General features: G+C 64.3%; 25 protein-coding genes, 1 tRNA gene and 1 pseudogene. 13 read left to right on the top strand and 14 right to left on the bottom strand.

From position 1 onward, the window contains the following. Positions 1 to 236: 236 nt before the first annotated feature. From AAE027_RS31775 to AAE027_RS31740, 8 genes are all read right to left on the bottom strand, one after another. Positions 237 to 509 (bottom strand): BQ00720 family protein, encoded by a 273-nt coding sequence (locus tag AAE027_RS31775; RefSeq protein ID WP_035704148.1) that lies wholly within the window; start codon positions 507 to 509, stop codon positions 237 to 239. Between the two features lie 50 nt (positions 510 to 559). Next, complete coding sequence (locus tag AAE027_RS31770; protein WP_091882361.1) at positions 560 to 985, bottom strand: Hsp20 family protein; 426 nt, start codon at positions 983 to 985, stop codon at positions 560 to 562. A 246-nt stretch (positions 986 to 1,231) separates the two neighbouring features. After that, positions 1,232 to 2,314 carry a sn-glycerol-3-phosphate import ATP-binding protein UgpC gene (locus tag AAE027_RS31765; RefSeq protein WP_370989787.1) on the bottom strand — a complete coding sequence of 361 codons (1,083 nt, stop codon included), beginning with the start codon at positions 2,312 to 2,314 and terminating at the stop codon, positions 1,232 to 1,234. A gap of 20 nt (positions 2,315 to 2,334) precedes the next feature. Further along, on the bottom strand, positions 2,335 to 3,183 hold the full coding sequence (gene ugpE / locus AAE027_RS31760) for a sn-glycerol-3-phosphate ABC transporter permease UgpE (protein WP_091882354.1): 849 nt from the start codon (positions 3,181 to 3,183) through the stop codon (positions 2,335 to 2,337). Next, positions 3,183 to 4,064, bottom strand: a complete 882-nt coding sequence (gene ugpA / locus AAE027_RS31755) for a sn-glycerol-3-phosphate ABC transporter permease UgpA (RefSeq protein WP_091882351.1) — start codon at positions 4,062 to 4,064, stop codon at positions 3,183 to 3,185. Before ugpA ends, ugpE begins: the two co-directional genes overlap by 1 nt. 49 nt (positions 4,065 to 4,113) lie before the next feature. Continuing rightward, positions 4,114 to 5,430, bottom strand: coding sequence for a sn-glycerol-3-phosphate ABC transporter substrate-binding protein UgpB (gene ugpB, locus AAE027_RS31750; protein WP_370989788.1), 1,317 nt, complete (start codon positions 5,428 to 5,430; stop codon positions 4,114 to 4,116). A gap of 387 nt (positions 5,431 to 5,817) precedes the next feature. After that, a complete protein-coding gene (locus tag AAE027_RS31745; RefSeq protein WP_370989789.1) occupies positions 5,818 to 7,023 on the bottom strand; it encodes a CaiB/BaiF CoA transferase family protein in 1,206 nt (401 codons plus the stop codon). 178 nt (positions 7,024 to 7,201) lie between these two features. After that, positions 7,202 to 7,627, bottom strand: a complete 426-nt coding sequence (locus tag AAE027_RS31740; protein ID WP_061023501.1) for an organic hydroperoxide resistance protein — start codon at positions 7,625 to 7,627, stop codon at positions 7,202 to 7,204. Between the two features lie 153 nt (positions 7,628 to 7,780). On the opposite strand from AAE027_RS31740, the gene AAE027_RS31735 reads away from it, so the two are divergent. Continuing rightward, positions 7,781 to 8,242, top strand: coding sequence for a MarR family winged helix-turn-helix transcriptional regulator (locus tag AAE027_RS31735; RefSeq protein WP_370989790.1), 462 nt, complete (start codon positions 7,781 to 7,783; stop codon positions 8,240 to 8,242). A gap of 16 nt (positions 8,243 to 8,258) precedes the next feature. Here AAE027_RS31735 and AAE027_RS31730 read toward each other — a convergent pair whose 3' ends face one another. The 3 genes from AAE027_RS31730 to AAE027_RS31720 all read right to left on the bottom strand — a co-directional run bounded on the left by AAE027_RS31730 (position 8,259) and on the right by AAE027_RS31720 (position 9,213). Next, positions 8,259 to 8,501, bottom strand: coding sequence for a GIY-YIG nuclease family protein (locus AAE027_RS31730; protein WP_370989791.1), 243 nt, complete (start codon positions 8,499 to 8,501; stop codon positions 8,259 to 8,261). A 134-nt stretch (positions 8,502 to 8,635) separates the two neighbouring features. Continuing rightward, positions 8,636 to 8,711, bottom strand: a tRNA-Ala gene (locus AAE027_RS31725). A gap of 94 nt (positions 8,712 to 8,805) precedes the next feature. Next, positions 8,806 to 9,213, bottom strand: coding sequence for a TIGR02300 family protein (locus AAE027_RS31720; RefSeq protein WP_091882337.1), 408 nt, complete (start codon positions 9,211 to 9,213; stop codon positions 8,806 to 8,808). Between the two features lie 158 nt (positions 9,214 to 9,371). Between AAE027_RS31720 and aroA the strand changes: the two genes are divergently transcribed. From aroA to trpB, 8 genes are all read left to right on the top strand, one after another. Further along, positions 9,372 to 10,709 carry a 3-phosphoshikimate 1-carboxyvinyltransferase gene (aroA, locus tag AAE027_RS31715; protein WP_370989792.1) on the top strand — a complete coding sequence of 446 codons (1,338 nt, stop codon included), beginning with the start codon at positions 9,372 to 9,374 and terminating at the stop codon, positions 10,707 to 10,709. Then, positions 10,706 to 11,344 (top strand): (d)CMP kinase, encoded by a 639-nt coding sequence (gene cmk, locus AAE027_RS31710; RefSeq protein ID WP_091882330.1) that lies wholly within the window; start codon positions 10,706 to 10,708, stop codon positions 11,342 to 11,344. The genes aroA and cmk overlap by 4 nt, the downstream gene beginning before the upstream one ends. Positions 11,345 to 11,610: 266 nt before the next feature. Further along, on the top strand, positions 11,611 to 13,317 hold the full coding sequence (rpsA, locus tag AAE027_RS31705) for a 30S ribosomal protein S1 (RefSeq protein WP_164934835.1): 1,707 nt from the start codon (positions 11,611 to 11,613) through the stop codon (positions 13,315 to 13,317). 271 nt (positions 13,318 to 13,588) lie between these two features. Continuing rightward, complete coding sequence (gene sppA, locus AAE027_RS31700) at positions 13,589 to 14,569, top strand: signal peptide peptidase SppA (protein WP_370989793.1); 981 nt, start codon at positions 13,589 to 13,591, stop codon at positions 14,567 to 14,569. A 172-nt stretch (positions 14,570 to 14,741) separates the two neighbouring features. Beyond that, positions 14,742 to 15,047: an integration host factor subunit beta gene (locus tag AAE027_RS31695; protein WP_008539997.1), complete on the top strand. Its 306-nt coding sequence runs from the start codon at positions 14,742 to 14,744 to the stop codon at positions 15,045 to 15,047. A 70-nt stretch (positions 15,048 to 15,117) separates the two neighbouring features. Continuing rightward, positions 15,118 to 15,510: a LapA family protein gene (locus AAE027_RS31690; RefSeq protein ID WP_091883014.1), complete on the top strand. Its 393-nt coding sequence runs from the start codon at positions 15,118 to 15,120 to the stop codon at positions 15,508 to 15,510. Between the two features lie 66 nt (positions 15,511 to 15,576). Then, positions 15,577 to 16,248, top strand: a complete 672-nt coding sequence (locus AAE027_RS31685; protein WP_370989794.1) for a phosphoribosylanthranilate isomerase — start codon at positions 15,577 to 15,579, stop codon at positions 16,246 to 16,248. Beyond that, positions 16,245 to 17,462, top strand: a complete 1,218-nt coding sequence (trpB, locus tag AAE027_RS31680) for a tryptophan synthase subunit beta (RefSeq protein ID WP_370989795.1) — start codon at positions 16,245 to 16,247, stop codon at positions 17,460 to 17,462. The genes AAE027_RS31685 and trpB overlap by 4 nt, the downstream gene beginning before the upstream one ends. 79 nt (positions 17,463 to 17,541) lie before the next feature. Here the strand turns inward: trpB and AAE027_RS31675 are convergent. Further along, positions 17,542 to 17,757: pseudogene (locus tag AAE027_RS31675) on the bottom strand (endonuclease domain-containing protein); the annotation flags it as partial. Positions 17,758 to 17,863: 106 nt separating this feature from the next. Here AAE027_RS31675 and trpA point away from each other — a divergent pair. From trpA to AAE027_RS31655, 4 genes are all read left to right on the top strand, one after another. Then, positions 17,864 to 18,700, top strand: a complete 837-nt coding sequence (gene trpA / locus AAE027_RS31670; protein WP_370989796.1) for a tryptophan synthase subunit alpha — start codon at positions 17,864 to 17,866, stop codon at positions 18,698 to 18,700. Positions 18,701 to 18,811: 111 nt separating this feature from the next. Next, a complete protein-coding gene (accD, locus tag AAE027_RS31665; protein ID WP_091882310.1) occupies positions 18,812 to 19,753 on the top strand; it encodes an acetyl-CoA carboxylase, carboxyltransferase subunit beta in 942 nt (313 codons plus the stop codon). Then, positions 19,750 to 21,093, top strand: coding sequence for a bifunctional folylpolyglutamate synthase/dihydrofolate synthase (locus AAE027_RS31660; protein WP_370989797.1), 1,344 nt, complete (start codon positions 19,750 to 19,752; stop codon positions 21,091 to 21,093). Before accD ends, AAE027_RS31660 begins: the two co-directional genes overlap by 4 nt. Positions 21,094 to 21,195: 102 nt before the next feature. After that, on the top strand, positions 21,196 to 21,936 hold the full coding sequence (locus tag AAE027_RS31655) for a metallophosphoesterase family protein (RefSeq protein ID WP_370989798.1): 741 nt from the start codon (positions 21,196 to 21,198) through the stop codon (positions 21,934 to 21,936). Between the two features lie 103 nt (positions 21,937 to 22,039). Here the strand turns inward: AAE027_RS31655 and AAE027_RS31650 are convergent, their stop codons facing one another. Both AAE027_RS31650 and trxA read right to left on the bottom strand, forming a co-directional pair. Then, positions 22,040 to 23,047 carry an ATP-dependent DNA ligase gene (locus AAE027_RS31650; RefSeq protein WP_370989855.1) on the bottom strand — a complete coding sequence of 336 codons (1,008 nt, stop codon included), beginning with the start codon at positions 23,045 to 23,047 and terminating at the stop codon, positions 22,040 to 22,042. Between the two features lie 145 nt (positions 23,048 to 23,192). Then, positions 23,193 to 23,513, bottom strand: a complete 321-nt coding sequence (gene trxA, locus AAE027_RS31645) for a thioredoxin (protein ID WP_008540017.1) — start codon at positions 23,511 to 23,513, stop codon at positions 23,193 to 23,195. Positions 23,514 to 23,515: the final 2 nt, after the last annotated feature.

The raw sequence follows: 23,515 nt of genomic DNA, 5'->3' as shown, positions 1-23,515 counted from the left end.
TCGACTCAACATCACCAGTCTGGCACACCGATGCCGTTCGGGGGCCGTCCATCCCGTCATTGCGAGCGAAGCGAAGCAATCCAGAATCTCTCCGCGGAGGGATTCTGGATTGCTTCGTCGCAAGGGCTCCTCGCAATGACAACGCGGAAACACTATCGCTGCAAAAAGCAAAACGGGCACGCCTTCTTGCGAAGGCATGCCCGCTTGAAACTCTATTCGTGCGAACGCGCGTGCGCTCAGTGCACGCTCACCGCTTGCAGCTCGTTGCTCCAGGCGTTGGCGATCGCGGCTTCGCGGCTGTCGGTCAGCATGATCGGCGTGCCGTCGGCGGCGTGGAGCGCGAAGAGCTTGAGGCCCGGCGCAATCTTGGGCGCCTCGGGGAACAGGTCCGGCACGTCCTCGGAGCGGATCTGCTTCACATAGGCGATATGACCTTCGCCGAGGGTTGCCAGCGTCTCCGGAGAGACATTCTTGGCTTCATATTCGAACGCAACGTGACCTTCACTCATGGTCTCGACTCCTCTGGAACACTAAGCGGTCGAGTCCGCTACTCGTTCCATTATTCGTGCTCATTGATAGCGATTGTCTTAACGATCCTCTCCGGTTCAGGCCGGGCCAGATCGATCGACAACAGCCCGTTCTTCAGATCCGCGCCTAGCACCTGCATCCCCTCCGCCAGCACGAAGGTGCGCTGGAAGTGGCGCGCGGCGATGCCGCGATGGATGTATTGCCGGGTTTTGTCGTCCTGCTGCCGCCCGCGGATCACGAGCTGGTTTTCCTCAATGGTTACATCGAGTTGGTCGCGGGTGAATCCGGCGACCGCCAGCGTGATGCGCAAACGCTCGGGCTGGCCATCCGCGCGGTCGCACCTCTCGATATTGTAGGGAGGATAACCGTCGGCGCCTTTGACGACCCGATCGAGCACGCGCTCGATCTCGTCGAAGCCCAGCAGAAAGGGACTGGAGAGCGTTGGAACACGAGACATAGTTTACAAAGTCCTCGCAGAAGCGACTTTGGTGTTTCAGGGCCCGGAAGCGGCACCCCTTGGTCAGCAATATGGGCATATCTCCAAGGCGGTTCAAGCAGGTAGCCGGGGAGGCTGTGGATGCCCTGTTTCCACCTGCGACCAGCACGGCGAATTTGCGGACGATTTATCCCAACGAAAACAAGCCCCTTCTACTGTGCATGGGGTTGTTTTCGCACTTTTTGGTTGGCCGGCCCCTGGAACCGGTCAGGCCTCGATCCGCTTGCGCCCGTCGCCGCTGAACAGGTGCAGCTTCGACCGCACCGCCGCGACGCGGATGTTCTGGCCGATCGCTGGCGCTTCGGTTCCAGGAATGCGGACGATGACCTCGCCGGGCGGCAGCTCGCCGGGGGTGGCGGCGACGCGCTGCTCCTCCTGCTGACGGGAGCCGTAGACGAAGGTTTCGGCGCCGACGCGTTCGATCGCTTCCACCGTCAGCGGCAGCGCGACGCCGCCGGCGGGCGTCTGGTCGGTGATGACGAAATCCTCCGGGCGGATGCCGAGGATGCCGGCCTCGCCTGCACCATTGAGCTGCGATCTGATCTCGTCAGGGCGCATCGACATCAGATTCATCGGTGGTGCTCCGATGAAAGAGGCGACGAAAGTGGTGGCCGGCTTCTCGTAGATCGCGAGTGGGTTGCCGACCTGCTCGACCTGGCCGCCATTCATCACCACCAGGATGTCGGCGAGCGTCATCGCCTCGAGCTGGTCATGGGTGACATAGATCGACGTGGTGTTGAGGCGGCGCTGCAATTTGCGGATCTCGACCCGCATCGCGATGCGCAGCTTGGCGTCGAGATTGGAGAGCGGCTCGTCGAACAGAAACACCTTTGGCTGGCGCACGATGGCGCGGCCCATGGCGACGCGCTGGCGCTGGCCGCCTGAAAGCTGGCGCGGCTTGCGCTCCAGCATGGCGGAGAGCTCGAGCACACGCGCGGCTTCCTCGACGCGGGTCTTGATCTCGGCTTCCGCCATGCCGCGATTGCGCAGGCCGTAAGCCATGTTGTTGTAGACGCTCATATGCGGATAGAGCGCGTAGTTCTGGAACACCATCGCGATGTCGCGATCGGCCGGCTCGATCTGGTTGACGACGCGGCCGCCGATGTCGATCTCGCCGCCGGTGACGGTCTCCAGCCCCGCGACCATGCGCAGCAATGTGGACTTGCCGCAGCCGCTTGGTCCGACCAGCACGCAGAACTGGCCGTCGCCGACATCGACGTCGACGCCCTTGATGGCTTCGAAGCCGCCGGGATAGGTCTTGCGGACGCTGCGCAGGGTGACGTTAGCCATGAAAACTCATTTCCAAGAACCTACTTTTCCGTCTCGACCAGGCCGCGCACGAACAGCTTCTGCATGGCGACGACGACGAACACCGGCGGCAGCATGGCCAACACGGCGGTTGCCATCACGATCGGCCATTCGGTGAGTGCGTCGGTGGTGGTGATCATCTTGCGGATGCCGATCTGGATCGTCTGCATGTCGTCGCGGGTGGTGATCAGCAGCGGCCAGAGATATTGATTCCAACCGAGGATGAACAGGATCACGAACAGCGCCGCCATGTTGGTGCGCGACAGCGGCAGCAGCGTGTCCCAGAAGAAGCGGAAGGGACCGGCGCCGTCGATGCGTGACGCCTCCAGCAGTTCGTCCGGCACCGTCATGAAGAACTGTCGGAACAGCAGCGTCGCGGTGGCGGATGCGATCAGCGGCAGCGACAGGCCGGCATAGCTGTCGAGCATGTGCAGATCGGCGACGATCTTGTAGGTCGGATAGATGCGCACCTCGACCGGCAGCATCAGGGTGATGAAGATGAGCCAGAAGATCGGCATCCGGAACGGAAAGCGGAAATACACGATCGCATAGGCCGAGATGATCGAGATCGCGATCTTGCCGACCGCGATCAGCAGCGCCGTTATCAGCGAGTTCAGCATCATGTTGCCGACCGGCTCGCGGGTCGATCCGCTCGTGCCGACGAAGATGGTCTGATAGTAGGTCTGGAAGAAATGGCCGCCGGGCAACAGCGACATCTGCCCGTTCGCGATCAGCGCGTTGTCCTGGGTCGAGGCGACGATCGCGATGTAGACGGGAAACGCGACGATCGCGATCCCGATCCAGAGGATGATGTGCGCGACGTAGCGCCGAAAGCCTTCTTCCTCGACCATCAGTAGGTCACCTTGCGTTCGACGAAGCGGAACTGGATCCCCGTCAGCACGATCACCATGATCATCAGGATCACCGATTGCGCCGCCGAGCTACCGAGATTGCCGCCGAGCAGGCCGTCGGAATAGACCTTGTAGACCAGCGTTTCCGTCGACTTGCCGGGACCACCGCGGGTCATGGTGTCGATGATGCCGAAGGTGTCGAAGAAGGCGTAGACGATGTTGACGACCAGCAGGAAGAAGATGGTCGGCGACAGCAGCGGGAAGGTCACGGTCCAGAACCTGCGCATCGGGCGCGCGCCGTCGATCGCGGCCGCCTCGAGCACGCTTCGGGGGATGCTCTGCAGGCCGGCGAGGAAGAACAGGAAGTTGTAGGAGATCTGCTTCCAGGCGGCGGCGAGGATGATCAGCGTTGCGGCCTGGTCGCCGTCGAGCAGCGGATTCCAGTCGACGCCGAGGGCGCGCAAGTACCGCGAGAGCACGCCCAGCGAGGGGTGCAGCATGAAGATCCAGAGCACGCCGACGACCGGCGGCGCCACCGCATAGGGCCAGATCAAGAGCGTGCGGTACAGCATCGAGCCGCGCAGCGGCTTGTCCGCCATCACCGCGAGCAGCAGTGCAAACGACAGCGACGAGACTGCGATGGCGAACGAGAAGAAGAAGGTCCGCACGATCGCCTCGAAATAGGCGCGGTCCTTCAGAAGCTCGAGATAATTGTCGAACCAGACGAAGCTGGTCGAAAGACCGAAGGCGTCCTGGAGCAGGAAGGACTGGATCACCGCCTGCCAGGCCGGCCAGTAGAAGAAAATCAGGACGATCGCGAGCTGCGGCGCAACCAGCGCGTAGGGCAATAGCTTCGATTGGAAAATGGCTTGTTTTTGCATGATGCACGCAGGAGCGGCAGGCCGGGTTACCAGCCTGCCGCTGATCGCCTCACTTGACGGCGGTCTTTTCGAACTGCCGCAGCATCGTGTTGCCGCGCTCGACGGCGGCATCCAGCGCCTGCTTGGCGGTCTTCTTGCCGGCGAGCGCCTGCTCGATCTCTTCCGACCAGACGTCACGGAGCTGAACCATGTTGCCGAGGCGCAGGCCGCGGGAGTTCGCGGTCGGCTCCTTGTTGGTCAGCTCGAGCAGCGGGGTCTCGAGATAGGGCTGATCCTTGTAGAAGCCTTCCGCCTTGGCCTTCTCATAGGCCGCCTTGGTGATCGGCAGATAGCCCGAGGCCTTGTGGATGTAGACCTGGCGATCGGTATCGGAGAGGAAGCTCAGGAATTTCGCGACGCCCTTGTAATCCTCGGCCGACTTGCCGCCCATGACCCAGAGCGAGGCACCGCCGATGATCGAGTTCTGTGGTGCGCCCTTCACGTCGGGATAATAGGGCATCGGGACGGCGGTGAAGTTGAACTTGGCCTGCGCCTTGACGTTGCCGAAGAACGCCGAGGAGGTCAGATAGAGCGGGCATTCACCTGACGTGAAGCGGCCTTCACCGGTGTTGGTGCGGCCGGCATAGTCGTAGGTCTTGTCCTTCTGGAGCTCGACCAGCTTCTCGAGGTGCTTGACCTGGACCGGGCTGTTGAATTCGAGCACGGTGTCGAAGCCGTCGAGGCCGTTGGCCTTGGTCGACAGCGGCACGTTGTGCCAGGCGGAGAGCTGCTCGAGATTGACCCAGGTGACCCAGGAGTTGGAGAAGCCGCAGGTCGGATGGCCGTTGTCGTGCAGCTTCTTGGCGGCGTCGAACACCTGAGGCCAGGTCTTCGGGATCTCGACATTGGCTTTCTTCAGCTCGTCGAGGTTCACCCACATCACCGTCGACGACGAGTTGAAGGGGAAGGACAGCATCTCGCCCTTCGAGGTCGAGTAGTAGCCGGTGATCGCGGGCAGATAGGCCTTCGGATCGAACTTCTCGCCGGTCTCGGCCATCAGCTTGTACACCGGCTTCACGGCGCCGGTCGCGGCCATCATGGTCGCGGTGCCGACCTCGAACACCTGCATGATGTGCGGGGCGTTGCCGGCGCGGAAGGCGGCGATGCCGGCATTCATCGTGTCGGCGTAATTGCCTTTGTAGGTCGGGATCACCTTGTAGTCGCTCTGCGATGCGTTGAAGTCGTTCGCGAGCTTGACGATGACGTCATTGTTCGCGCCGGTCATCGCGTGCCACCACTGGATTTCAGTCACGGCCAGGGCCGGCGAGGCCGACAAGCCAACCGTGATTGCAACAGCCGCAGCCGCACCAAAATGTCGAAGAGCCATCAAGAAAACCTCCCTTGCCCGTCAATAAAGAAGCGCTTGCGCTAGCAGCGCCATATGACGTTCACATGACTGTGTAAGCGGCCGAAACGAAAGCGGCAAGCGCTGGAAAAGGGAAGCCGGAAAATAGGCGAAGACGTGCGTGCGACCGCGCCGCAGCATTTGGTTGGCGGCGAGCGGATCGATCAGCAGAGCTGGTAGCTCGTGGGCAATGCGTGCGGCCGCAAACTCGAAAACCTCTCCCGCTTGCGGGAGAGGTCGCGCCGAAGGCGCGGGTGAGGGCTCTCTCCGCTTGGGGATTGTCCCGTTTTGGAGACACCCTCTCCCCAGCCCTCCCCCGCAAGCGGGGGAGGGAGCGGACCGGCGTCGCCGCTCGACCTTCGTCTTATCTCAGCGCTTGCGCTCGGGGCCGCAGACCACGCCTTTTTCGACCATCGCCTCGATCTCCGCCTTGGAGTAGCCGAACTCGCCCAGCACCTCCGCGGAGTGCTGGCTGAATTTCGGCGGCAGGCGGCGCAGGCTGGGCTTGCTGCGGTCGAGCCGGATCGGCGAGGCCACGCCCTTGTACCAGTCCTTCTCGATGATATCGCCGCGCGCGATCGTGTGCGGGTTGGTCAGCGCCTGGTCGATCTTCTGCACGGGCCCTGCGGGCAGGCCGGCCGCGAGCAGGCGATTGCACAGCGGCTCGGCCTCGTGCTGGCTGAACACGGCCGCAAGCTCGGCGCGCAGCGCCTCGCGGTTGGCGATGCGGTCCTTGTTGCGGGCAAAGCGCGGATCGGTGCCGAGCTCGGGCTTGCCGATCTCCTTGGCGAGCTTGCGGAAGGTGCCGTCATTGCCGACCCCGATGAAGATGTTGTCGGTTTTCGTCGGGAAGATCGCGTAAGGCACGAGGTTGGGATGCTCGTTGCCGGTGAGCGAGGGCGGCTTGCCGTGCATGAAATAGTTCGCGGTGTGCGGATGCATGATGGCAAGACCGGTCTCGTACAGCGTCGTCTCCAGGAACTGGCCCTGGCCCGAACGTTGCCGCTCCGACAGCGCCATCAGGATGCCGATCGCCGCATAGAGACCGGTGGTGATGTCGACCAGTGGCACGCCGATCCGCATCGGCCCGCTCTCGGGCGAGCCGGTCGCCGCAATCATGCCGGTCATGGCCTGGATGATGGCGTCATAGCCGGGATTGCCGCCGCGCGGGCCGTCGGCGCCGAAGCCGCAGATCCGGCAATGCACGAGGCGCGGGAATTTTGCGCGCAGCACTTCGTTGCCGATGCCCCATTTCTCAAGGGTGCCCGGCTTGAAATTCTCGATCAGGACGTCGGCCGTCTCCAGCATCTTCAGCAGCACGGCGCGGCCGCCCTCGGAGGCGAGGTCGAGGCCGATCGAGCGCTTGTTGCGGTTGATGCCGACGAAATAGGCCGCGTCCTCCTCGTGGAAGGGAGGGCCCCATTCGCGCACCTCGTCGCCCGCGGGCGGCTCGACCTTGATGACGTCGGCGCCATGGTCGGCGAGGATCTGGGTGCAATAGGGACCGCCGAGCACGCGCGTGAGATCGATGACGCGCAATCCGCTCATGGCACCCGTGGCGGCTTCAGAACTCATGCCTTCGCTTCCCCTGTGTCGACGTTTGATCACAGGCCTAGCGAGGTTCGTGCACGCCAGCAATGGCCCCGCGCGTAGGGCCGTATGCACCGCCGCGGCGCAATCCCGCAGCGTGGCAAATCAGGTGGAAGCGGCCGGCCCGAGGGGGGATCTCGGGCCAGCCAATCCGCACTTCCGGTCAGACGACCGTCAGGCGAACGTCGACATTGCCGCGCGTGGCGTTGGAGTACGGGCACACCTGGTGCGCCTTCTCGACCAGCGCCTCGGCCTCGGCGCGGGCCAGGCCGGGCAGCGAGACGGCCAGATCGATGTCGAGACCGAAGCCGCCCTCGGAGCGCGGGCCGATGCCGACGGTCGAGGTGACGGAGGCGTCGGCGGGAACCTTGGGGCCGCCCTGCGAAGCCACGAACTTCATCGCGCCGATGAAGCAGGCGGCATAGCCGGCCGCGAACAGCTGCTCGGGATTGTTGCCGGCGCCGCCGCCGCCGCCGAGCTCCTTCGGCGTGGTCAGCTTGACGTCGAGCGCGCCGTCGAGGGTCGCTGCATGGCCGTCGCGGCCGCCGGTCGCCTTGGCACTGGTCTTGTAGAGGACGTTCACGGACATCTTCATCTCCCTGGGGGTTCGGGTGGTGCGATCTGTATCGCAGACAATTAGATTGCGCACAATATAAATTGTGGTGCCTCACATTTAATTGTTCGCAATTGAATATGCGGCCGCCCGGCCCCACAATGCGGGGCAAATCCCGTGAGAGTCCCCATGGCCCGGAAACTATCGGCAGCGGACGCGCCGCTGCGGCTCGACAATCAGATCTGCTTCGCGGTCTATTCGGCCGCGCATGCCTTCAACCGCGTCTACAAGCCGCTGCTCGACCGGCTCGGCCTGACCTATCCGCAATACCTGGTGATGCTGGTGCTGTGGGAGCGCGACGACGTGCCGGTCAAGGACATCGGCGAGAAGCTGTTCCTGGATTCGGGCACGTTGACACCGCTGCTCAAGCGGCTCGAGGCCGCCCATCTCGTGAGGCGCACCCGCTCGAGCGAGGACGAGCGTCAGGTGCTGATCGCCCTGACGCCGCAGGGCCATGCGCTGAAGGACAAGGCGCGCAACGTGCCGCAATCGATTCTGGCGGCGTCGGACTGCTCGGTGCCGGAACTGGTCGCGATGAAGGACGAGATCGTCGCGCTGCGCGACCGGCTCAATGCGATGATCGGGGAGTAGGGAAGCTCGTCAGAGCCTAGGAAAGCCGCTTCTTCGTGAAAGCGCGGCCGGAGTGAGACTTCAGGTACTTTTCAAACGCCAGAGCTTTGTACTTATCAGGAAAGGCGCAGTACCAGATCAATTTCCAAGGCTTATATTTAGCGATGTGGCTAGACTTGCCGGCATTGTGTTCCGGAATTCGCCGCTTCAAATCTTCCGAGGCGCCGATGTAATCCTGATCTGGAAAGTCAACGCTTCGGAGAATGTAGACGTACCACATTGACGGCTATCGCTTGGGTAGTCGTTAGGTGGGCATCGCACCAGTCCGTCTTCGCCCTTCGGGCTACGCCGGAACCACGCTTCACCCTTCGGGCTCTGCGCGGCTGCGCCACGCGAAGCCCGAAGGGCGAAGCGTGGTGGAGCCAGGCGGGATCGAACCGCCGACCTCTTGCATGCCATGCAAGCGCTCTCCCAGCTGAGCTATGGCCCCTTAACCTTAGACGGGGTGAATCTGGTGGATCACCCCAACCGGCGAGCCCTGGTGACTCGCGCGGTGCACCCTTTTTCACAGATCAGGGCTGATCTCAAGTCTCTTCATCACCTCCGACATCACCAATGATGTCGGTCACGTCCTCATCGCCCTCTTCCTCGTCGGCAATGAAGGTCGAATCATCATCATCGTCGTCGTCGATGGTCTCGTCGACCTCGATATCGTCCTCGGACTCGGGTACGACAGCCTTGACCTTGCCGGTGTTCTCCTCGGCATCGGCCTCCTCGAGCGACACCAGTTCCTCGGCCTCCGCCGGCTCCGGCGCGGTGTCCTGGGCCATGCTGCGGGCTTCAGTGCCGCGGGACGCACGTGCGGGAGCGATGGGGGCGATCGGCACCACCTCGCCGGTATAGGGCGAGATCACCGGATTCTTATTGAGGTCATAGAATTTCTTGCCCGTGGTCGGGCAAATACGTTTGGTTCCGAGTTCGGACTTGGCCACGGCAGGAATCCTGGGAATGTCTGAAAAGCGGTGCTTCACTTGGCTAGTTGGCGGCCCGCTGTCAATAGCGCATTACGGAAGAACGACATGCCCGTGACGGGGCGCGGACCATGTGGTACCTGCGGCCCAGCCTTCAAGGCGCATCCAAGGACACAATCTTGACCCATTCCGACCAACCGAGGCCGCTCCAGTCTCGCGCCAGCGGCCCCCTGACCGGGAAAGTACGGGTGCCCGGGGACAAGTCGATCTCCCACCGTGCCCTGATCCTCGGCGCGCTCGCGGTCGGCGAGACCCGCATTTCGGGCCTGCTCGAGGGAGAGGACGTCCTCAACACCGCGAAATCAATGCAGGCGCTGGGCGCCAGGGTCGAGCGCACCGGCGATTTCGCCTGGACGGTGAACGGCGTCGGTGTCGGCGGCTTCGCCCAGCCCAAGGCGGCGCTCGATTTCGGCAACTCCGGCACCGGCTGCCGCCTCGTCATGGGCGCCGTTGCGGGGTGCCCGATCTCGGCAGTGTTCGACGGCGATGCCTCGCTGCGCAGCCGCCCGATGCGCCGGATCCTCGACCCGCTCGAACAGATGGGCGCCAGGGTCGTGTCGGGCGGCGAGGGCGGCCGTCTGCCGCTGACCCTCCAGGGCGCGCGCGATCCGCTGCCGATCATCTACAAGACCCCGGTCGCCTCGGCCCAGATCAAATCGGCCGTGCTGCTGGCGGGCCTGGCTGCGCCCGGCACCACCACGGTGATTGAGAGCGAGGCGAGCCGCGACCATACCGAGCTGATGCTGAAGCATTTCGGTGCCGACATCACATCAGTGCAGGAAGGCCAGCACGGCCGCCGCATCACGCTGATCGGCCAGCCTGAGCTGCACGGTGCCACCGTCGTCGTGCCCGCGGATCCCTCGTCGGCGGCCTTCCCGGTCGTTGCCGCGCTGATCGCCGAGGGCTCCGACGTGGTGCTGTCCGACGTGATGACCAATCCACTGCGCACCGGCCTGTTCACCACGCTCCGCGAAATGGGCGCCTCGATCGAGGAAAACGACGTCCGTCGCGATGCCGGCGAGCCGATGGCGCAGCTGCGCGTGCGCGCGTCGAAACTGCGCGGTGTCGAGGTGCCGCCGGAGCGCGCGCCGTCGATGATCGACGAATATCTGGTGCTGGCGGTCGCAGCCGCCTTCGCCGAAGGCACCACCATCATGCGCGGCCTGCAAGAGCTGCGCGTCAAGGAATCCGACCGGCTGGAAGCCACGGCTGCCATGCTCCGCGTCAACGGCGTGAAGGTCGAGGTCTCCGGCGACGATCTGATCGTCGAGGGCCACGGTCACGTGCCCGGCGGGGGCGTTGTTGCCACCCATATGGATCATCGCATCGCGATGTCCGCGCTGGTGATGGGTTGCGCGTCCGACCAGCCGGTGAGCGTCGACGACACCGCCTTCATCGCCACCAGCTTTCCGGACTTCATCCCGATGATGCGTTCGCTAGGGGCCGAGTTTTCATGATCATCGCCATCGACGGGCCGGCGGCCTCGGGCAAGGGGACGCTCGGCAAGCGCCTCGCCCACCATTACGGTTATCGTCATCTCGATACCGGCGTAATCTATCGTGCGGTGGCTTACGAGCTGATGCAGTCCGGTCACGATCTCCGCGATGAAGCCGCGGCGGTCGCGGCGGCGCTGGAGCTCGACCCCGAAAGGTTCGGCAATCCCGCCCTGAAGACCCAGAAGGTCGGCGAGGGGGCCTCCATCGTCTCGGCGATCCCTGGGGTCCGCGAGGCCCTGGTCAATTTCCAGCGGCAATTCGCCGCTGATCCGCCCGGGGCCGTGCTCGATGGCCGGGATATTGGAACCGTGATCTGCCCCCATGCCGACGTGAAGATTTTCGTCGTCGCCGATCCCAAGGTCCGCGCCCATCGCCGGACCATGGAGGCGAGGGCGCGGGGGGAGGAGGCGGACGAGGCGGCCGTGCTCGCCGACATCGTCCAGCGCGACGAGCGCGACAAGAACCGGCTGATTGCGCCTTTAAAACCAGCCCCGGATGCTCACTTGCTTGATAACTCCCAACTGGATATAGAAGGCGGCGTCAGGGCCGCCATCGACATTATCGAGGCCGTCCGAGCGGGCCGGTCGCGGGGTTAAGCCGCAGCCGTCATTGGAGGAAGCGCCCGCTCCCGCTCTTTGAGGTCGATAACCTTCGGTCCCTGTTGGGGGCCGGCGCGATCCAAGGCTCCGGACAACGATTCCACGTATCGAACGCGCGGGCCTCAGCCGGCCCGCTTCCGCAGTTCCGGCGCCGAGCCGGGGCAGCGAGCGGTCGCTCGAAGGTCTTGCGGACCTTCCGACACTGCGTGTGCGATGCGCCCATGAACCCAACGGCCGGCAAGACATCCGCAACTGGAGAACAAATGGCTTCGACTTCTGCTGATACCTACAGCCCCTCGCGCGACGATTTCGCCGCGATGCTCGACGAGTCCTTCGCAGGTGGCAACCTGCAGGAAAGCTCCGTCGTCAAGGGCAAGGTGGTTGCAATTGAAAAGGACATGGCCGTCATCGACGTCGGCCTGAAGACCGAGGGCCGCGTGGCCCTGCGCGAATTTTCCGGCCCCGGCCGTGACAGCGACCTCAAGGTCGGCGACGAGGTGGAAGTGTTCCTCGATCGCATCGAGAACGCCCTCGGCGAAGCCGTGTTGTCGCGCGACAAGGCGCGCCGCGAAGAGAGCTGGGGCAAGCTCGAGAAGGCGTTCCAGAACAACGAGAAGGTCAACGGCGTCATCTTCAACCAGGTCAAGGGCGGCTTCACCGTCGACCTCGACGGTGCCGTGGCCTTCCTGCCGCGCTCGCAGGTCGACATCCGTCCGATCCGCGACGTCGCGCCGCTGATGAACAACTCGCAGCCGTTCCAGATCCTCAAGATGGACCGGCGTCGCGGCAACATCGTCGTGTCGCGCCGCACCGTGCTGGAAGAGACTCGCGCCGAGCAGCGCCAGGAGCTGGTGCAGAACCTCGAAGAGGGTCAGGTCATCGACGGCGTGGTCAAGAACATCACCGATTACGGTGCGTTCGTTGATCTCGGCGGTATCGACGGTCTCTTGCACGTCACCGACATCGCGTGGCGCCGCGTCAACCACCCGACCGAGGTGCTCTCGATCGGCCAGACCGTGAAGGTCAAGATCATCAAGATCAACCACGAGACGCATCGCATCTCGCTGGGCATGAAGCAGCTCTTGGACGATCCGTGGCAGGGCATCGAAGCCAAGTACCCGCTGGGTGCCCGCTTCACCGGCCGCGTCACCAACATCACCGACTACGGCGCGTTCGTCGAGCTCGAGCCGGGCATCGAAGGCCTGATCCACGTCTCCGAGATGTCGTGGACCAAGAAGAACATGCACCCCGGCAAGATCGTCTCGACCTCGCAGGAAGTCGATGTGCAGGTGCTGGAAGTCGATTCCGTCAAGCGCCGCATCTCGCTCGGCCTCAAGCAGACCATGCGTAACCCCTGGGAGGTCTTCGTCGAAGGTCACCCGACCGGTTCGGTGGTCGAGGGCGAGGTCAAGAACAAGACCGAGTTCGGTCTGTTCCTGGGTCTCGAAGGCGACGTCGACGGCATGGTCCACCTCTCCGATCTCGACTGGAAGCTTCCGGGCGAGCAGGTGATCGACAACTACAAGAAGGGCGACATGGTGAAGGCCGTGGTGCTCGATGTGGACGTCGAGAAGGAGCGCATCTCGCTCGGCATCAAGCAGCTCGAAGGCGACCCCTTCGCCGAGCCGGGCGATGTCAAGAAGGGCGCGGTCGTGACCTGCGAAGTGCTCGAAGTGAAGGAGAGCGGCATCGAGGTGAAGATCGCCGGTACCGACTTCTCGACCTTCATCAAGCGCTCCGAGCTCGCCCGTGACCGCAACGACCAGCGTGCCGAACGCTTCGCCGTCGGCGAGAAGGTCGATGCCCGCGTGATCCAGTTCGACAAGAAGGCCCGCAAGGTCCAGGTGTCGATCAAGGCGCTCGAAGTCGCCGAAGAGAAGGAAGCCATCGCGCAGTACGGCTCCTCCGATTCGGGTGCGACGCTCGGCGACATCTTGGGCACTGCGCTCAAGAACCGCGACAACAAGTAAGCGAAACGCAGGTTTCGCTGACATCAAAGCCTCGGCGCGAGCCGGGGCTTTTTTGTTACGCTTGTAGCCCGGATGGAGCGCAAGCGTAATCCGGGGTCGTTGCCTCACGGACGGACTGTCCCGGATTTCGCTGCGCTCCATCCGGGCTACGCACCTACCGCGGTCACAGCCTTGTTTTCTTCAAATTGCGCCGCAATTGATGTATCCAGATAAGCCGTTGGTCACGCTGTGACGGCACAACGCGCCTAGCCATTCATTTGGAGATATTCCGATGTCGCTCGATTCGGACATCATCGTTGATCGCCGCAGGATCCGCCGCAAGCTGACGTTCTGGCGCGTGATGGCCGCGTTGATCGCGATCGCGGCGATCGCGAGCTTCGCGCTGATCGCGACGCCAGGTGCACGCGGCACGTTCGCATCTGCCGGGTCGATCGCGCGCGTCCACATCGAGGGCCTGATCCGCAGCGATTCCGATCGCACCCAGGCGCTGGAGCGACTGGAGAATTCGCAGGCCGCGGCCGTCATCGTTCACATCAACTCGCCGGGCGGCACCACCGCCGGCTCCGAGCAGCTCTACGATTCGCTCACCCGGCTGAAGGCGAAGAAGCCGCTCGTCGTCGTGGTCGAGGGTCTTGCCGCCTCCGGCGGTTACATCACCGCGATTGCGAGCGACCACATCATCGCCCAGCAGAGCTCGCTGGTCGGCTCGATCGGCGTGCTGTTCCAGTATCCGAACGTCACCGAGCTCTTGAAGACCATCGGCGTCAAGGTCGAGGAGGTGAAGTCGTCGCCGCTGAAGGCCGCGCCCAACGGTTTCGAGCCCACCAGTCCCGAGGCCCGCGCCGCGCTCGATGCGCTGGTGAAGGACTCCTACGCCTGGTTCAGGGGATTGGTGAAGGAGCGGCGTGGCATGGATGACACGCAGCTCGAGAAAGTGGCCGATGGCCGCGTCTTCACCGGCCGCCAGGCGATCGATCTCAAGCTGATCGATCAGATCGGCGACGAGAAGACGGCGGTGACCTGGCTGGTCGAGCAGAAGGGCGTCAAGAAGGGGCTCAGCGTGCGCGATTACAAGCTGCAGCCGCGCTTCGGAGATCTGCCGTTCCTCAAGACGGCGGCCGCCGTAACGCTGGAAGCGCTGGGTTTAGGCGCGATTGCGCATCAAATCGGGCAAACTGGCGTCGCACAGGCGGTCGATCGGTTCGGAATGGATGGAATGCTGGCCTTGTGGCAGCCGGCCGCGTCAAACTGACGGGAACTGGGCGAGTCCGAGAGCTTTTTCCCGCGGGACGGGTGCCGGGGCAGCCTGCTTTTTCGGCATTTGTCACGCATTTTCACGACGCTCAACCTTGATTTAGCGTCTTGACAGATCACGGTATTTTCACGGAAATGGTCATCCGCACGCTTCCGGGTCCTATCTCTCGATGATCAAATCCGAACTTGTTCAGCGTATCGCCGAGCACAACCCGCATCTGTACCAGCGGGATGTCGAGAACATTGTGAATGCGATTCTCGAGGAGATCGTAGCGGCCCTCGCACGCGGTGATCGCGTCGAGCTGCGCGGCTTCGGTGCCTTCTCGGTCAAGCACCGCCCGGCACGCGCCGGGCGCAATCCGCGCACCGGCGCCCATGTGCCGGTCGACCAGAAGAGCGTTCCGTTCTTCAAGACCGGCAAGGAAATGCGCGAGCGGTTGAACCGAGACCATCCGGATCCCGGCGCGGCAGACTGAGGCCGGCGTCAAGATTTCCTGCGGTCGCGGCGATGCGGCCGCAAGCTTGATTCAAGGCGAGCGAAGCGAGATGCGAAAGTTCCTGACCGCGCTGATCGTGATTCCGCTGGGCCTGCTCCTGGTGGTCTTCGCCGTCGCCAACCGGCATTTCGTCACCGTCTCCTTCGATCCCTTCCTGTCGTCCGACCCGTCCCTGTCGGTCACCTTGCCGCTGTTCCTGCTTTTGATCCTGGTCGCCGCCCTTGGCGTCCTGGCAGGTGGCTGCGCCGTCTGGCTCGGCCAGCGGCACTGGCGGCGCGCGGCGCGCCGGAATGATGCGGATGCACGGGCTGCCAGGGGCGAACTGGCCGATCTGCGGGCCCAAATGGCTGCAGCAAAGCCCGAGTCCCAGCGCCTCCCCGTCGCCTCGGGGGTCGGCCTTTACGGGCCCATCGGGCGAGACAAGCAGCGCGCGACGTTGTAGAAGCGGCCGCAACCGAAAGCCCTGTTTTCCGGCCGCAGGCCCGCGGCCACCATTCGCTTTGAGACCATGTCCCTGCTCGTCAAGATCTGCGGCCTGTCTACGCCCGAGACGCTCGAGGTGGCGCTCGAGGCGGGTGCCGACATGGTGGGGTTCGTGTTCTTTCCGCCGTCGCCGCGGCATCTGTCGTTGCAAGCGGGCCGCGAGCTCGGACGCCAGGTGAAGCGGCGCGCGCTCAAGGTCGCGCTCACCGTCGATGCCGACGACGCCACGCTCGACAACATCATGGACGCGCTGTCGCCGGACATTCTCCAGCTCCACGGCAAGGAGAGCGTGGCGCGGCTGCGCGATATCAAGCAGCGGTTCGGCCGTCCGGTGATGAAGGCGGTGCCGGTCGCCACATCTGCCGATCTCGCCGTGCTGCCCGGCTACGCCGCAATCGCCGACCGCATCCTGTTCGATGCGCGCGCACCGAAAGATGCAACCCGCCCCGGCGGTCTCGGCGCGCCCTTCGATTGGCACCTGCTCGAAAATCTCGATCTGATCCTGCCCTACATGGTCTCGGGCGGGCTTCACGCCGACAACGTCGCCGAAGCCCTCCGCGTCACCGGCGCCGGCGGCGTCGACGTCTCCTCCGGCATCGAGAGCGCCCCCGGCGTCAAGGATCCCGAGATGATCAAGGCCTTCATTCGCGCCGCGCGCGCCAGCCAAGATACAAGCCAAGAGTTGAGTGTCCGATGAACGTCGCCAAACCCAATTCCTATCGCAGCGGCCCCGACGAGCGCGGCCATTTCGGCATTTTCGGCGGCCGCTTCGTCGCCGAAACCTTGATGCCGCTGATCCTTGATCTGGAGAAGGCCTATACCGAAGCCAAGGCCGATCCGGCGTTCCAGGCCGAGATGAACGGCTACCTCAAGTACTATGTCGGCCGGCCCTCGCCGCTGTATTTCGCCGAGCGCCTCACCGAGCATCTTGGCGGTGCGAAAATCTACCTCAAGCGCGAGGAGCTCAACCACACCGGTTCGCACAAGGTGAACAACGTGCTCGGCCAGATCATGCTGGCGCGGCGCATGGGCAAGAAGCGCATCATCGCCGAGACCGGCGCCGGTCAGCACGGTGTCGCCACCGCGACGCTGTGCGCGCGCTTCGGCCTGGAATGCGTGGTCTATATGGGCGCCGTCGACGTCGAGCGGCAGCAGCCCAACGTCATCCGCATGGAGATGCTGGGCGCCAAGGTATTCCCGGTGCAGTCGGGCACGCGCACGCTGAAGGACGCCATGAACGAGGCGCTGCGCGACTGGGTCACCAACGTGCACAACACGTTCTACTGCATCGGCACGGTGGCGGGCCCGCATCCCTATCCGACGCTGGTGCGCGACTTCCAGTCGATCATCGGCAACGAGACCAAGACGCAGATGCAGGAGGTCGAGGGCCGGCTGCCGGATTCGCTGGTGGCCTGCATCGGCGGCGGCTCCAACGCGATGGGCCTGTTCCATCCGTTCCTCGACGACCCCTCGGTCGAGATCTTCGGCGTCGAGGCCGCGGGCCATGGCCTCACGCAGCTGCACGCCGCCTCGATCGCGGGCGGCCGTCCCGGCGTGCTCCACGGCAACCGCACCTATCTCTTGATGGATGAAGACGGGCAGATCCAGGACGCGCATTCGATCTCGGCCGGTCTCGACTATCCCGGCATCGGCCCCGAGCATTCCTGGCTGCACGAGATCGGCCGCGTGAACTATCTCTCCGCGACCGACGACGAAGCCCTCGCCGCGTTCCAGCTGCTGTCGCGGCTCGAAGGCATCATTCCCGCGCTCGAGCCCGCCCATGCCATCGCCAAGGTGATGGAGCTCGCGCCGAAGCGGCCTCGGGATCACCTGATGGTCGTCAACCTCTCCGGCCGCGGCGACAAGGACGTCCCGCAGGTCGGCGATATCCTCAGGGGCAAGAGCAAGTGAGGCGGGTGTCGCACTCTCTTCACCTCTCCCCGTCGGGGAGAGGTCGGCTGCGAAGCAGCCGGGTGAGGGGTCTATCCACTCACTCGAACCTCAGTGAGGTTGCGATCAGCTCGAGGACACCCTCGAGATTTTCGTACACGTCGGTATTCGAGACACGAACGACGCCGCAAGCTTCGAGCGCTTCGGTCCGACGTTTGTCTCGATCGAGCTCCGAGGCAGTGGAATGTGTCACGCCGTCGACCTCAATGATCAGTTTTCCGTCCAGCGTCACGAAGTCGACGACGTACCGACTCGCGGAGCCTTCGCGCTCTGGATTTGAACCTCTCCATCCCCCTCACCCGGCTGCTTCGCAGCCGACCTCTCCCCGGAGGGGAGAGGTATAGCACAGCGGCCGCAAAACCATGACCACGCGTATCGACACCCGTTTTGCCGAGCTGAAAAAGCAGGGCCGCTCGGCCTTCGTGACCTTCCTGATGGCCGGCGACCCCGATGCGGCGACGTCGCTCGAGATCATCAAGGCGCTGCCGAAGTCTGGCGCCGACGTGATCGAGATCGGCATGCCCTTCACCGATCCGATGGCCGATGGTCCGTCGATCCAGGCTGCGGGTCTCCGCGCGCTCAAGGCCGGCATGACGCTGAAGAAGACGCTCGAGCTGGTGCGCGGCTTCCGCACGGACGACAACACGACGCCGATCGTGCTGATGGGCTATTACAATCCGATCTACATCTATGGCGTCGACAAGTTCCTCGTCGATGCCAAGAGCGCCGGCGTCGATGGTCTGATCATCGTCGATCTGCCGCCGGAGGAAGACGACGAGCTCTGCCTGCCCGCGATGAAGGCCGGCCTCAACTTCATCCGCCTGGCGACGCCGACCACCGACGACAAGCGTCTGCCGGCCGTGCTCGCCAACACCTCGGGCTTCGTCTACTACGTCTCGATCACCGGCATCACCGGTGCTGCGGCCGCGGATTCCTCGGCGGTGAGCGAAGCAGTTGCCCGCATCAAGCGACACACAAAACTGCCGGTCTGCGTCGGCTTCGGCATCCGCACGCCGGAGGCTGCGCGCGCCATTGCCTCGCATGCCAATGGTGCCGTGGTCGGCACCGCGCTGGTCGATGCGCTCAAGAACAGCCTCGATGCGGACGGGCGGGCGACTGGCAAAACCGTCAACGCCGTCGCTGAATTGACGGCGGCCCTGGCCCAGGGCGTCAAGGGCGCGCAACAGGCGGCGGAATAGGCCATAATTCCGCTTTTCGGGCGGGCGACACGGCGCTTGCCGGGCAGCGGCCCGGCCGCCATATATCCCTTCAGGCGATCCGCGAGGCGGGTTCGCACCTCGGAGCAAACCATGAACTGGCTTACCAATGTGGTCCGGCCGAAGATCCGCAACATGCTGCGGCGGGAGACGCCGGAGAACCTGTGGATCAAGTGCCCAGATTCCGGACAGCTCGTGTTCTACAAGGACGTCGAAGCCAATCAGTTCGTCATCCCCGGCTCGAACTACCACATGCGCATGGGTGCGGTGGCCCGGTTGAAGTCGATCTTCGACAACGAGACCTGGTTCGACGTCGCACTGCCCGAGGTCACGCCCGACCCGCTCAAGTTTCGCGATGAGAAGAAATACGTCGACCGCATCAAGGACGCGCGCGCCCGCACCAACCTGAACGACGCGATCAAGGTCGGCTACGGCAAGCTCGAAGGCTCCGCCGTCGTCGTTGCCGTGCAGGATTTCGATTTCATGGGCGGCTCGCTCGGCATGGCCGCGGGCGAAGCCATCGTGCGCGGGCTCGAGCTTGCGGTCGAGAAGAATGCGCCGTTCATCGTGTTCGCCGCATCCGGCGGCGCGCGCATGCAGGAAGGCATTTTGTCGCTGATGCAGATGCCGCGCACCACCGTTGCGGTGCAGATGCTCCGCGAGGCAAAACTGCCCTATATCGTCGTGCTGACCAATCCGACCACCGGCGGCGTCACTGCATCCTATGCGATGCTCGGTGACGTGCAGATCGCCGAGCCCGGCGCTCTGATCGGCTTTGCCGGCGCGCGCGTGATCGAGCAGACCATCCGCGAAAAACTCCCCGAGGGGTTCCAGCGCGCCGAGTATCTCAAGGAGCACGGCATGGTCGACATGGTCGTGCATCGCCACGAATTGCGTCCGACGCTGGCGCGACTCTGCCGCCTGCTGACCAAGGCGCCGGCGCTGGAAAGCGCATCGAAGCCGGTGCAGCCGGTTGCGAGCCCGGCGCAGATCGTATCGGCCGCCGAGACGGCGCCGGCCGCGCCCCACGCGTGAACGCGTCCTCTGACAGCGCAAAGCCGCCGCTCGGCGAATTGATCGGGCGGCTGTCGGCCCTGCATCAGAAACGCATCGATCTCGGGCTCGAGCGGATGCACCGCCTGCTCGCGCGGCTCGGCCACCCCGAAAGCAAGCTGCCGCCGGTGATCCACATCGCCGGCACCAATGGCAAGGGTTCGACGCTCGCTTATCTGCGCGCGACGCTGGAGGCAGCAGGCTTGCGCGTCCACGCCTACACCTCGCCCTATCTCGTCCGCATCAACGAATGCTTCCGGCTGGGCCGCGTCGGTGGCGGCGTGCTCGTCAGTGACGATGAATTGCGCGCCGCTCTCGAAGAGGTCGAGCGCGTCAATGCCGGCGAGGCTGCGACCCTGTTCGAGCTGAAGACCGCCGCGGCCTTGCATCTGTTCGCACAGCATCCGGCCGACGTGGTGCTGCTCGAAGTCGGCCTCGGCGGCCGGCTCGATTCGACCAACGTGATCGATGTGCCGGCGGCCTGCGTGATCACGCCTGTCAGCATGGATCACATGGACTTCCTTGGGTCGACCCTGGCATCGATCGCCGGCGAGAAGGCCGCGATCATCAAGCGCGGCGTACCCGTGATTTGCGCCGAGCAATCGCCGGAGGCGATGAACGCGATCGAGGCGCAGGCCAGGCGCATGCGCGCACCGCTGTTTGCGGCGAACGAAAGCTGGCACGTCAATGTCGAGCGCGGACGCCTGGTCTATTCCGACGATCGCGGTTTGATGGACCTGGCAGCGCCGCGCTTGTTCGGCCGCCACCAGTTCGACAACGCCGGCCTTGCAATCGCGACGCTGCGCGCCGTCCCGGCGTTCAAGGTTAACCAGGCGGCGTTCGAGGCCGGCATCGTCGGCGCGGAATGGCCGGCCCGAATGCAGCGCATCACCTCCGGCGAGCTGCTCTCCTGGGGGCCGCAGGGCTCGGAAATCTGGCTCGATGGCGGGCACAATGCCGAGGGCGGCCGTGTCGCGGCGGCTGCGCTCGGCGATCTCGAAGAGCGGGTGTCGCGGCCGCTGGTCGTCATCGCGGGCATGATGGCCAACAAGGATGCTCAGGGCTTTCTCGCCAATTTCGCCGGTCTCACCCGTCACATCATCGCGGTGCCGATCCCCGATACCGAGAACGCGATGCCGGTCGACCGCCTCACGGACGCCGCGCGCAGTCTCGGCATGCGCGTCGAGCCCGCGCCCGGCATCGAGGCCGCGTTGCGCGCCTTGGCGAAGCTCGCCTACGAGGTGCCACCGCGCGTCCTGATCACCGGCTCGCTGTATCTGGCCGGCCACGTGCTGGCGATCAACGGCACGCCGCCTGCATGAGTTTGCGTAGCCCGGATGGAGCGCAGCGCAATCCGGGATCGTGCCACAAGCGATGAAGGCCCCGGATTTCGCTTCGCTCCATCCGGGCTACGGTGATGAACAATGCGTTTTGCCGCGATTGCCGACGTCCACGGAAACTATCTCGCGCTCGAAGCCGTGCTCTCCGACATCCGCGCGCAAGGCATTGCCGACATCGTCAATCTCGGCGACATGCTGAGCGGACCGCTCGATGCGCGCCGGACGATCGAGATCCTGATGACGCTCGACGCCGTGCACGTGCTCGGCAATCACGACCGCTATCTGCTCGACCGCGCTCCGGAACAGATGGGCTCATGGGATCGTCCCGCCCATGCGCAGCTCAATGCCGCGCAGCTCGACTGGCTGCGTGCGCAACCGATGACGCGGGTGTTCCGAGAGCAGGTGTTCCTGTGCCACGCGACGCCCGGCAGCGACGAGGTGTACTGGCTCGACACGGTGCATCCCGACGGCACGGTGGCGCTGTCCCCGCTCGATCGCATCGAGCAATTTGCGCAAGGCATCACGCAGTCGCTGATCCTCTGCGCCCACACTCACCTCGCCCGCGCCGTGCGCCTGCGCGACGGCCGGCTGATCGTCAATCCCGGCAGCGTCGGCAGTCCTGGTTATCGCGACAAGCATCCGTATCCGCACGTCGTCGAAGCCGGCACGCCGCACGCGCGTTATGCCATTCTCGAACTTGCTGATGGCGCCTGGCAGGTGACGTTCCGGCACGTCGTGTACGATCATGAAGCGATGGCGGAGTTGGCGCGGCGAAACGGGCAGCCGGAGCTGGCGAACGCGCTGGCGACGGGATGGATCGGGTAGTTGTGATCTTGTAGCCCGGATGGAGCGCAGCGTAATCCGGGGCCGTCGTCGCTTGTGGCACAATTCCCGGATTACGCTGCGCTCCATCCGGGCTACTGCTAGCTCACTTCAACAGCTTCATCGGATCGGCCACTTTCTGCTTCAGCTGCTCGAATGTGCATTGCCGCGGCGCCTTGTCGGGGCGCCAGCGCAGGAGCGAGGTGCCGTGGCGGAAGCGTTCGCCGCTGAAATGGTCGTAGCAGACCTCGATCACCAGCTTTGGCTTGAGCGGACACCATTTCGCGGAGCGCTCGGTCGACCAGCGGCTCGGCCCACCCGGCGCGTTGCCGGTGAAGCCGGGCTCGCCAATCAATGCTTCGAGCCGATCGGTCAGATCAGGCTTCTGCTCCGCCTTGATCGCCGAGGTGAAGCCGACGTGATGCAGCAAGCCATCATCGTCGTAGAGCCCGAGCAGCAGCGAGCCGACCACGTCGCGGCCGGTGATCTTGTTGGTGGCGTAGCGGAAGCCGCCGACGACGCAATCGGCGCTGCGGAATTTCTTGATCTTCTGCATGCCGTCGCGCGTGCCGGCTTGGTAGGGCAGGTCGATGCGCTTGGCGATGACGCCGTCCGATCCGCCGCCGGACTGCGCCAGCCATTTTTGGGCAGTGGCATAACTTGCCGTCGCCGGTGAGAGGCGGAAAATGCTGCCTTTCAGGTTGGCTTTGGCAAACGCTTCCAGCGCCGGTCGTCGCTTGCCCAGCGTCTTTTCAGCCAGACGTTTCTCCCCGGCCGTCGCGAGCAGATCGAAGACGAGGTAGAGCGCCGGCGTGTCCTGCGAGAGCTTCTTCACGCGACTTGCCGCGGGATGAATGCGTTGCAGGAGCGCGTCGAAGGAAAAGCCTTTGCCGTGCGGCACGACGATCTCGCCGTCGAGCGTGAAACGGTCCGCCTTCAGCTTCAACGCGGCGGCAACGATCTCGGGGAAATAGCGCGCGAGGTCTTCGCCGGACTTCGAGCGCAGATCGACGTCGCTGCCGTTGCGCGACAGCAGGCAGCGAAAGCCGTCCCATTTCGGCTCGTACTGCCACTCCTTGCCGCGCGGGATCGCATCGACCGACCGTGCCTCCATCGCAACGAGGGAGGTCGATTTTCGCGCGCGCTTTGCGGGAGGGGCGGGCAAGGGCTGGGACTCGTCCTACGCTGAACACGTCCCATCAACGCAAAACGGCCGGCTATCGCCGGCCGTTCTCGAAAATAATCCTGCGCGAGAAGGATCAGACCGCGGAGGTGATCCACTGCTGGAGCTTTGCCTTCGGCGCCGCGCCGACCTGGCGGGAGGCCATCTCGCCGCCCTTGAAGATCATCAGGGTCGGGATCGACATCACGCCATACTTCGAGGCGGTCTTCGGGCTCTCGTCGACGTTGAGCTTCACGATCTTGACCTTGTCGCCCATCGCACCGGCGATCTCGTCGAGGGCGGGCGCGATCATGCGGCAGGGGCCGCACCATTCAGCCCAGAAATCGACGACCACGGGGCCGTTCGCCTTGAGCACTTCGGCTTCGAAATCGGCGTCGGAAACCTTGCTAACGGCCATTG

The organism is Bradyrhizobium sp. DN3, from assembly GCF_041357655.1.
Classification (GTDB): Bacteria; Pseudomonadota; Alphaproteobacteria; order Rhizobiales; family Xanthobacteraceae; genus Bradyrhizobium.
This window is presented reverse-complemented; position numbering and strand designations above follow the sequence as displayed.

Excerpts from the sequence above, each read along its gene's own strand:
- AAE027_RS31775 (WP_035704148.1), bottom strand. The coding sequence starts at position 509 with ATGAGTGAAGGTCACGTTGCGTTCGAATATGAAGCCAAGAATGTCTCT.
- AAE027_RS31770 (WP_091882361.1), bottom strand. The coding sequence starts at position 985 with ATGTCTCGTGTTCCAACGCTCTCCAGTCCCTTTCTGCTGGGCTTCGAC.
- AAE027_RS31765 (WP_370989787.1), bottom strand. The coding sequence starts at position 2,314 with ATGGCTAACGTCACCCTGCGCAGCGTCCGCAAGACCTATCCCGGCGGC.
- ugpE (WP_091882354.1), bottom strand. The coding sequence starts at position 3,183 with ATGGTCGAGGAAGAAGGCTTTCGGCGCTACGTCGCGCACATCATCCTC.
- ugpA (WP_091882351.1), bottom strand. The coding sequence starts at position 4,064 with ATGCAAAAACAAGCCATTTTCCAATCGAAGCTATTGCCCTACGCGCTG.
- ugpB (WP_370989788.1), bottom strand. The coding sequence starts at position 5,430 with ATGGCTCTTCGACATTTTGGTGCGGCTGCGGCTGTTGCAATCACGGTT.
- AAE027_RS31745 (WP_370989789.1), bottom strand. The coding sequence starts at position 7,023 with ATGAGTTCTGAAGCCGCCACGGGTGCCATGAGCGGATTGCGCGTCATC.
- AAE027_RS31740 (WP_061023501.1), bottom strand. The coding sequence starts at position 7,627 with ATGTCCGTGAACGTCCTCTACAAGACCAGTGCCAAGGCGACCGGCGGC.
- AAE027_RS31735 (WP_370989790.1), top strand. The coding sequence starts at position 7,781 with ATGGCCCGGAAACTATCGGCAGCGGACGCGCCGCTGCGGCTCGACAAT.
- AAE027_RS31730 (WP_370989791.1), bottom strand. The coding sequence starts at position 8,501 with ATGTGGTACGTCTACATTCTCCGAAGCGTTGACTTTCCAGATCAGGAT.
- cmk (WP_091882330.1), top strand. The coding sequence starts at position 10,706 with ATGATCATCGCCATCGACGGGCCGGCGGCCTCGGGCAAGGGGACGCTC.
- rpsA (WP_164934835.1), top strand. The coding sequence starts at position 11,611 with ATGGCTTCGACTTCTGCTGATACCTACAGCCCCTCGCGCGACGATTTC.
- sppA (WP_370989793.1), top strand. The coding sequence starts at position 13,589 with ATGTCGCTCGATTCGGACATCATCGTTGATCGCCGCAGGATCCGCCGC.
- AAE027_RS31695 (WP_008539997.1), top strand. The coding sequence starts at position 14,742 with ATGATCAAATCCGAACTTGTTCAGCGTATCGCCGAGCACAACCCGCAT.
- AAE027_RS31690 (WP_091883014.1), top strand. The coding sequence starts at position 15,118 with ATGCGAAAGTTCCTGACCGCGCTGATCGTGATTCCGCTGGGCCTGCTC.
- AAE027_RS31685 (WP_370989794.1), top strand. The coding sequence starts at position 15,577 with ATGTCCCTGCTCGTCAAGATCTGCGGCCTGTCTACGCCCGAGACGCTC.
- trpB (WP_370989795.1), top strand. The coding sequence starts at position 16,245 with ATGAACGTCGCCAAACCCAATTCCTATCGCAGCGGCCCCGACGAGCGC.
- trpA (WP_370989796.1), top strand. The coding sequence starts at position 17,864 with ATGACCACGCGTATCGACACCCGTTTTGCCGAGCTGAAAAAGCAGGGC.
- accD (WP_091882310.1), top strand. The coding sequence starts at position 18,812 with ATGAACTGGCTTACCAATGTGGTCCGGCCGAAGATCCGCAACATGCTG.
- AAE027_RS31655 (WP_370989798.1), top strand. The coding sequence starts at position 21,196 with ATGCGTTTTGCCGCGATTGCCGACGTCCACGGAAACTATCTCGCGCTC.
- AAE027_RS31650 (WP_370989855.1), bottom strand. The coding sequence starts at position 23,047 with ATGGAGGCACGGTCGGTCGATGCGATCCCGCGCGGCAAGGAGTGGCAG.
- trxA (WP_008540017.1), bottom strand. The coding sequence starts at position 23,513 with ATGGCCGTTAGCAAGGTTTCCGACGCCGATTTCGAAGCCGAAGTGCTC.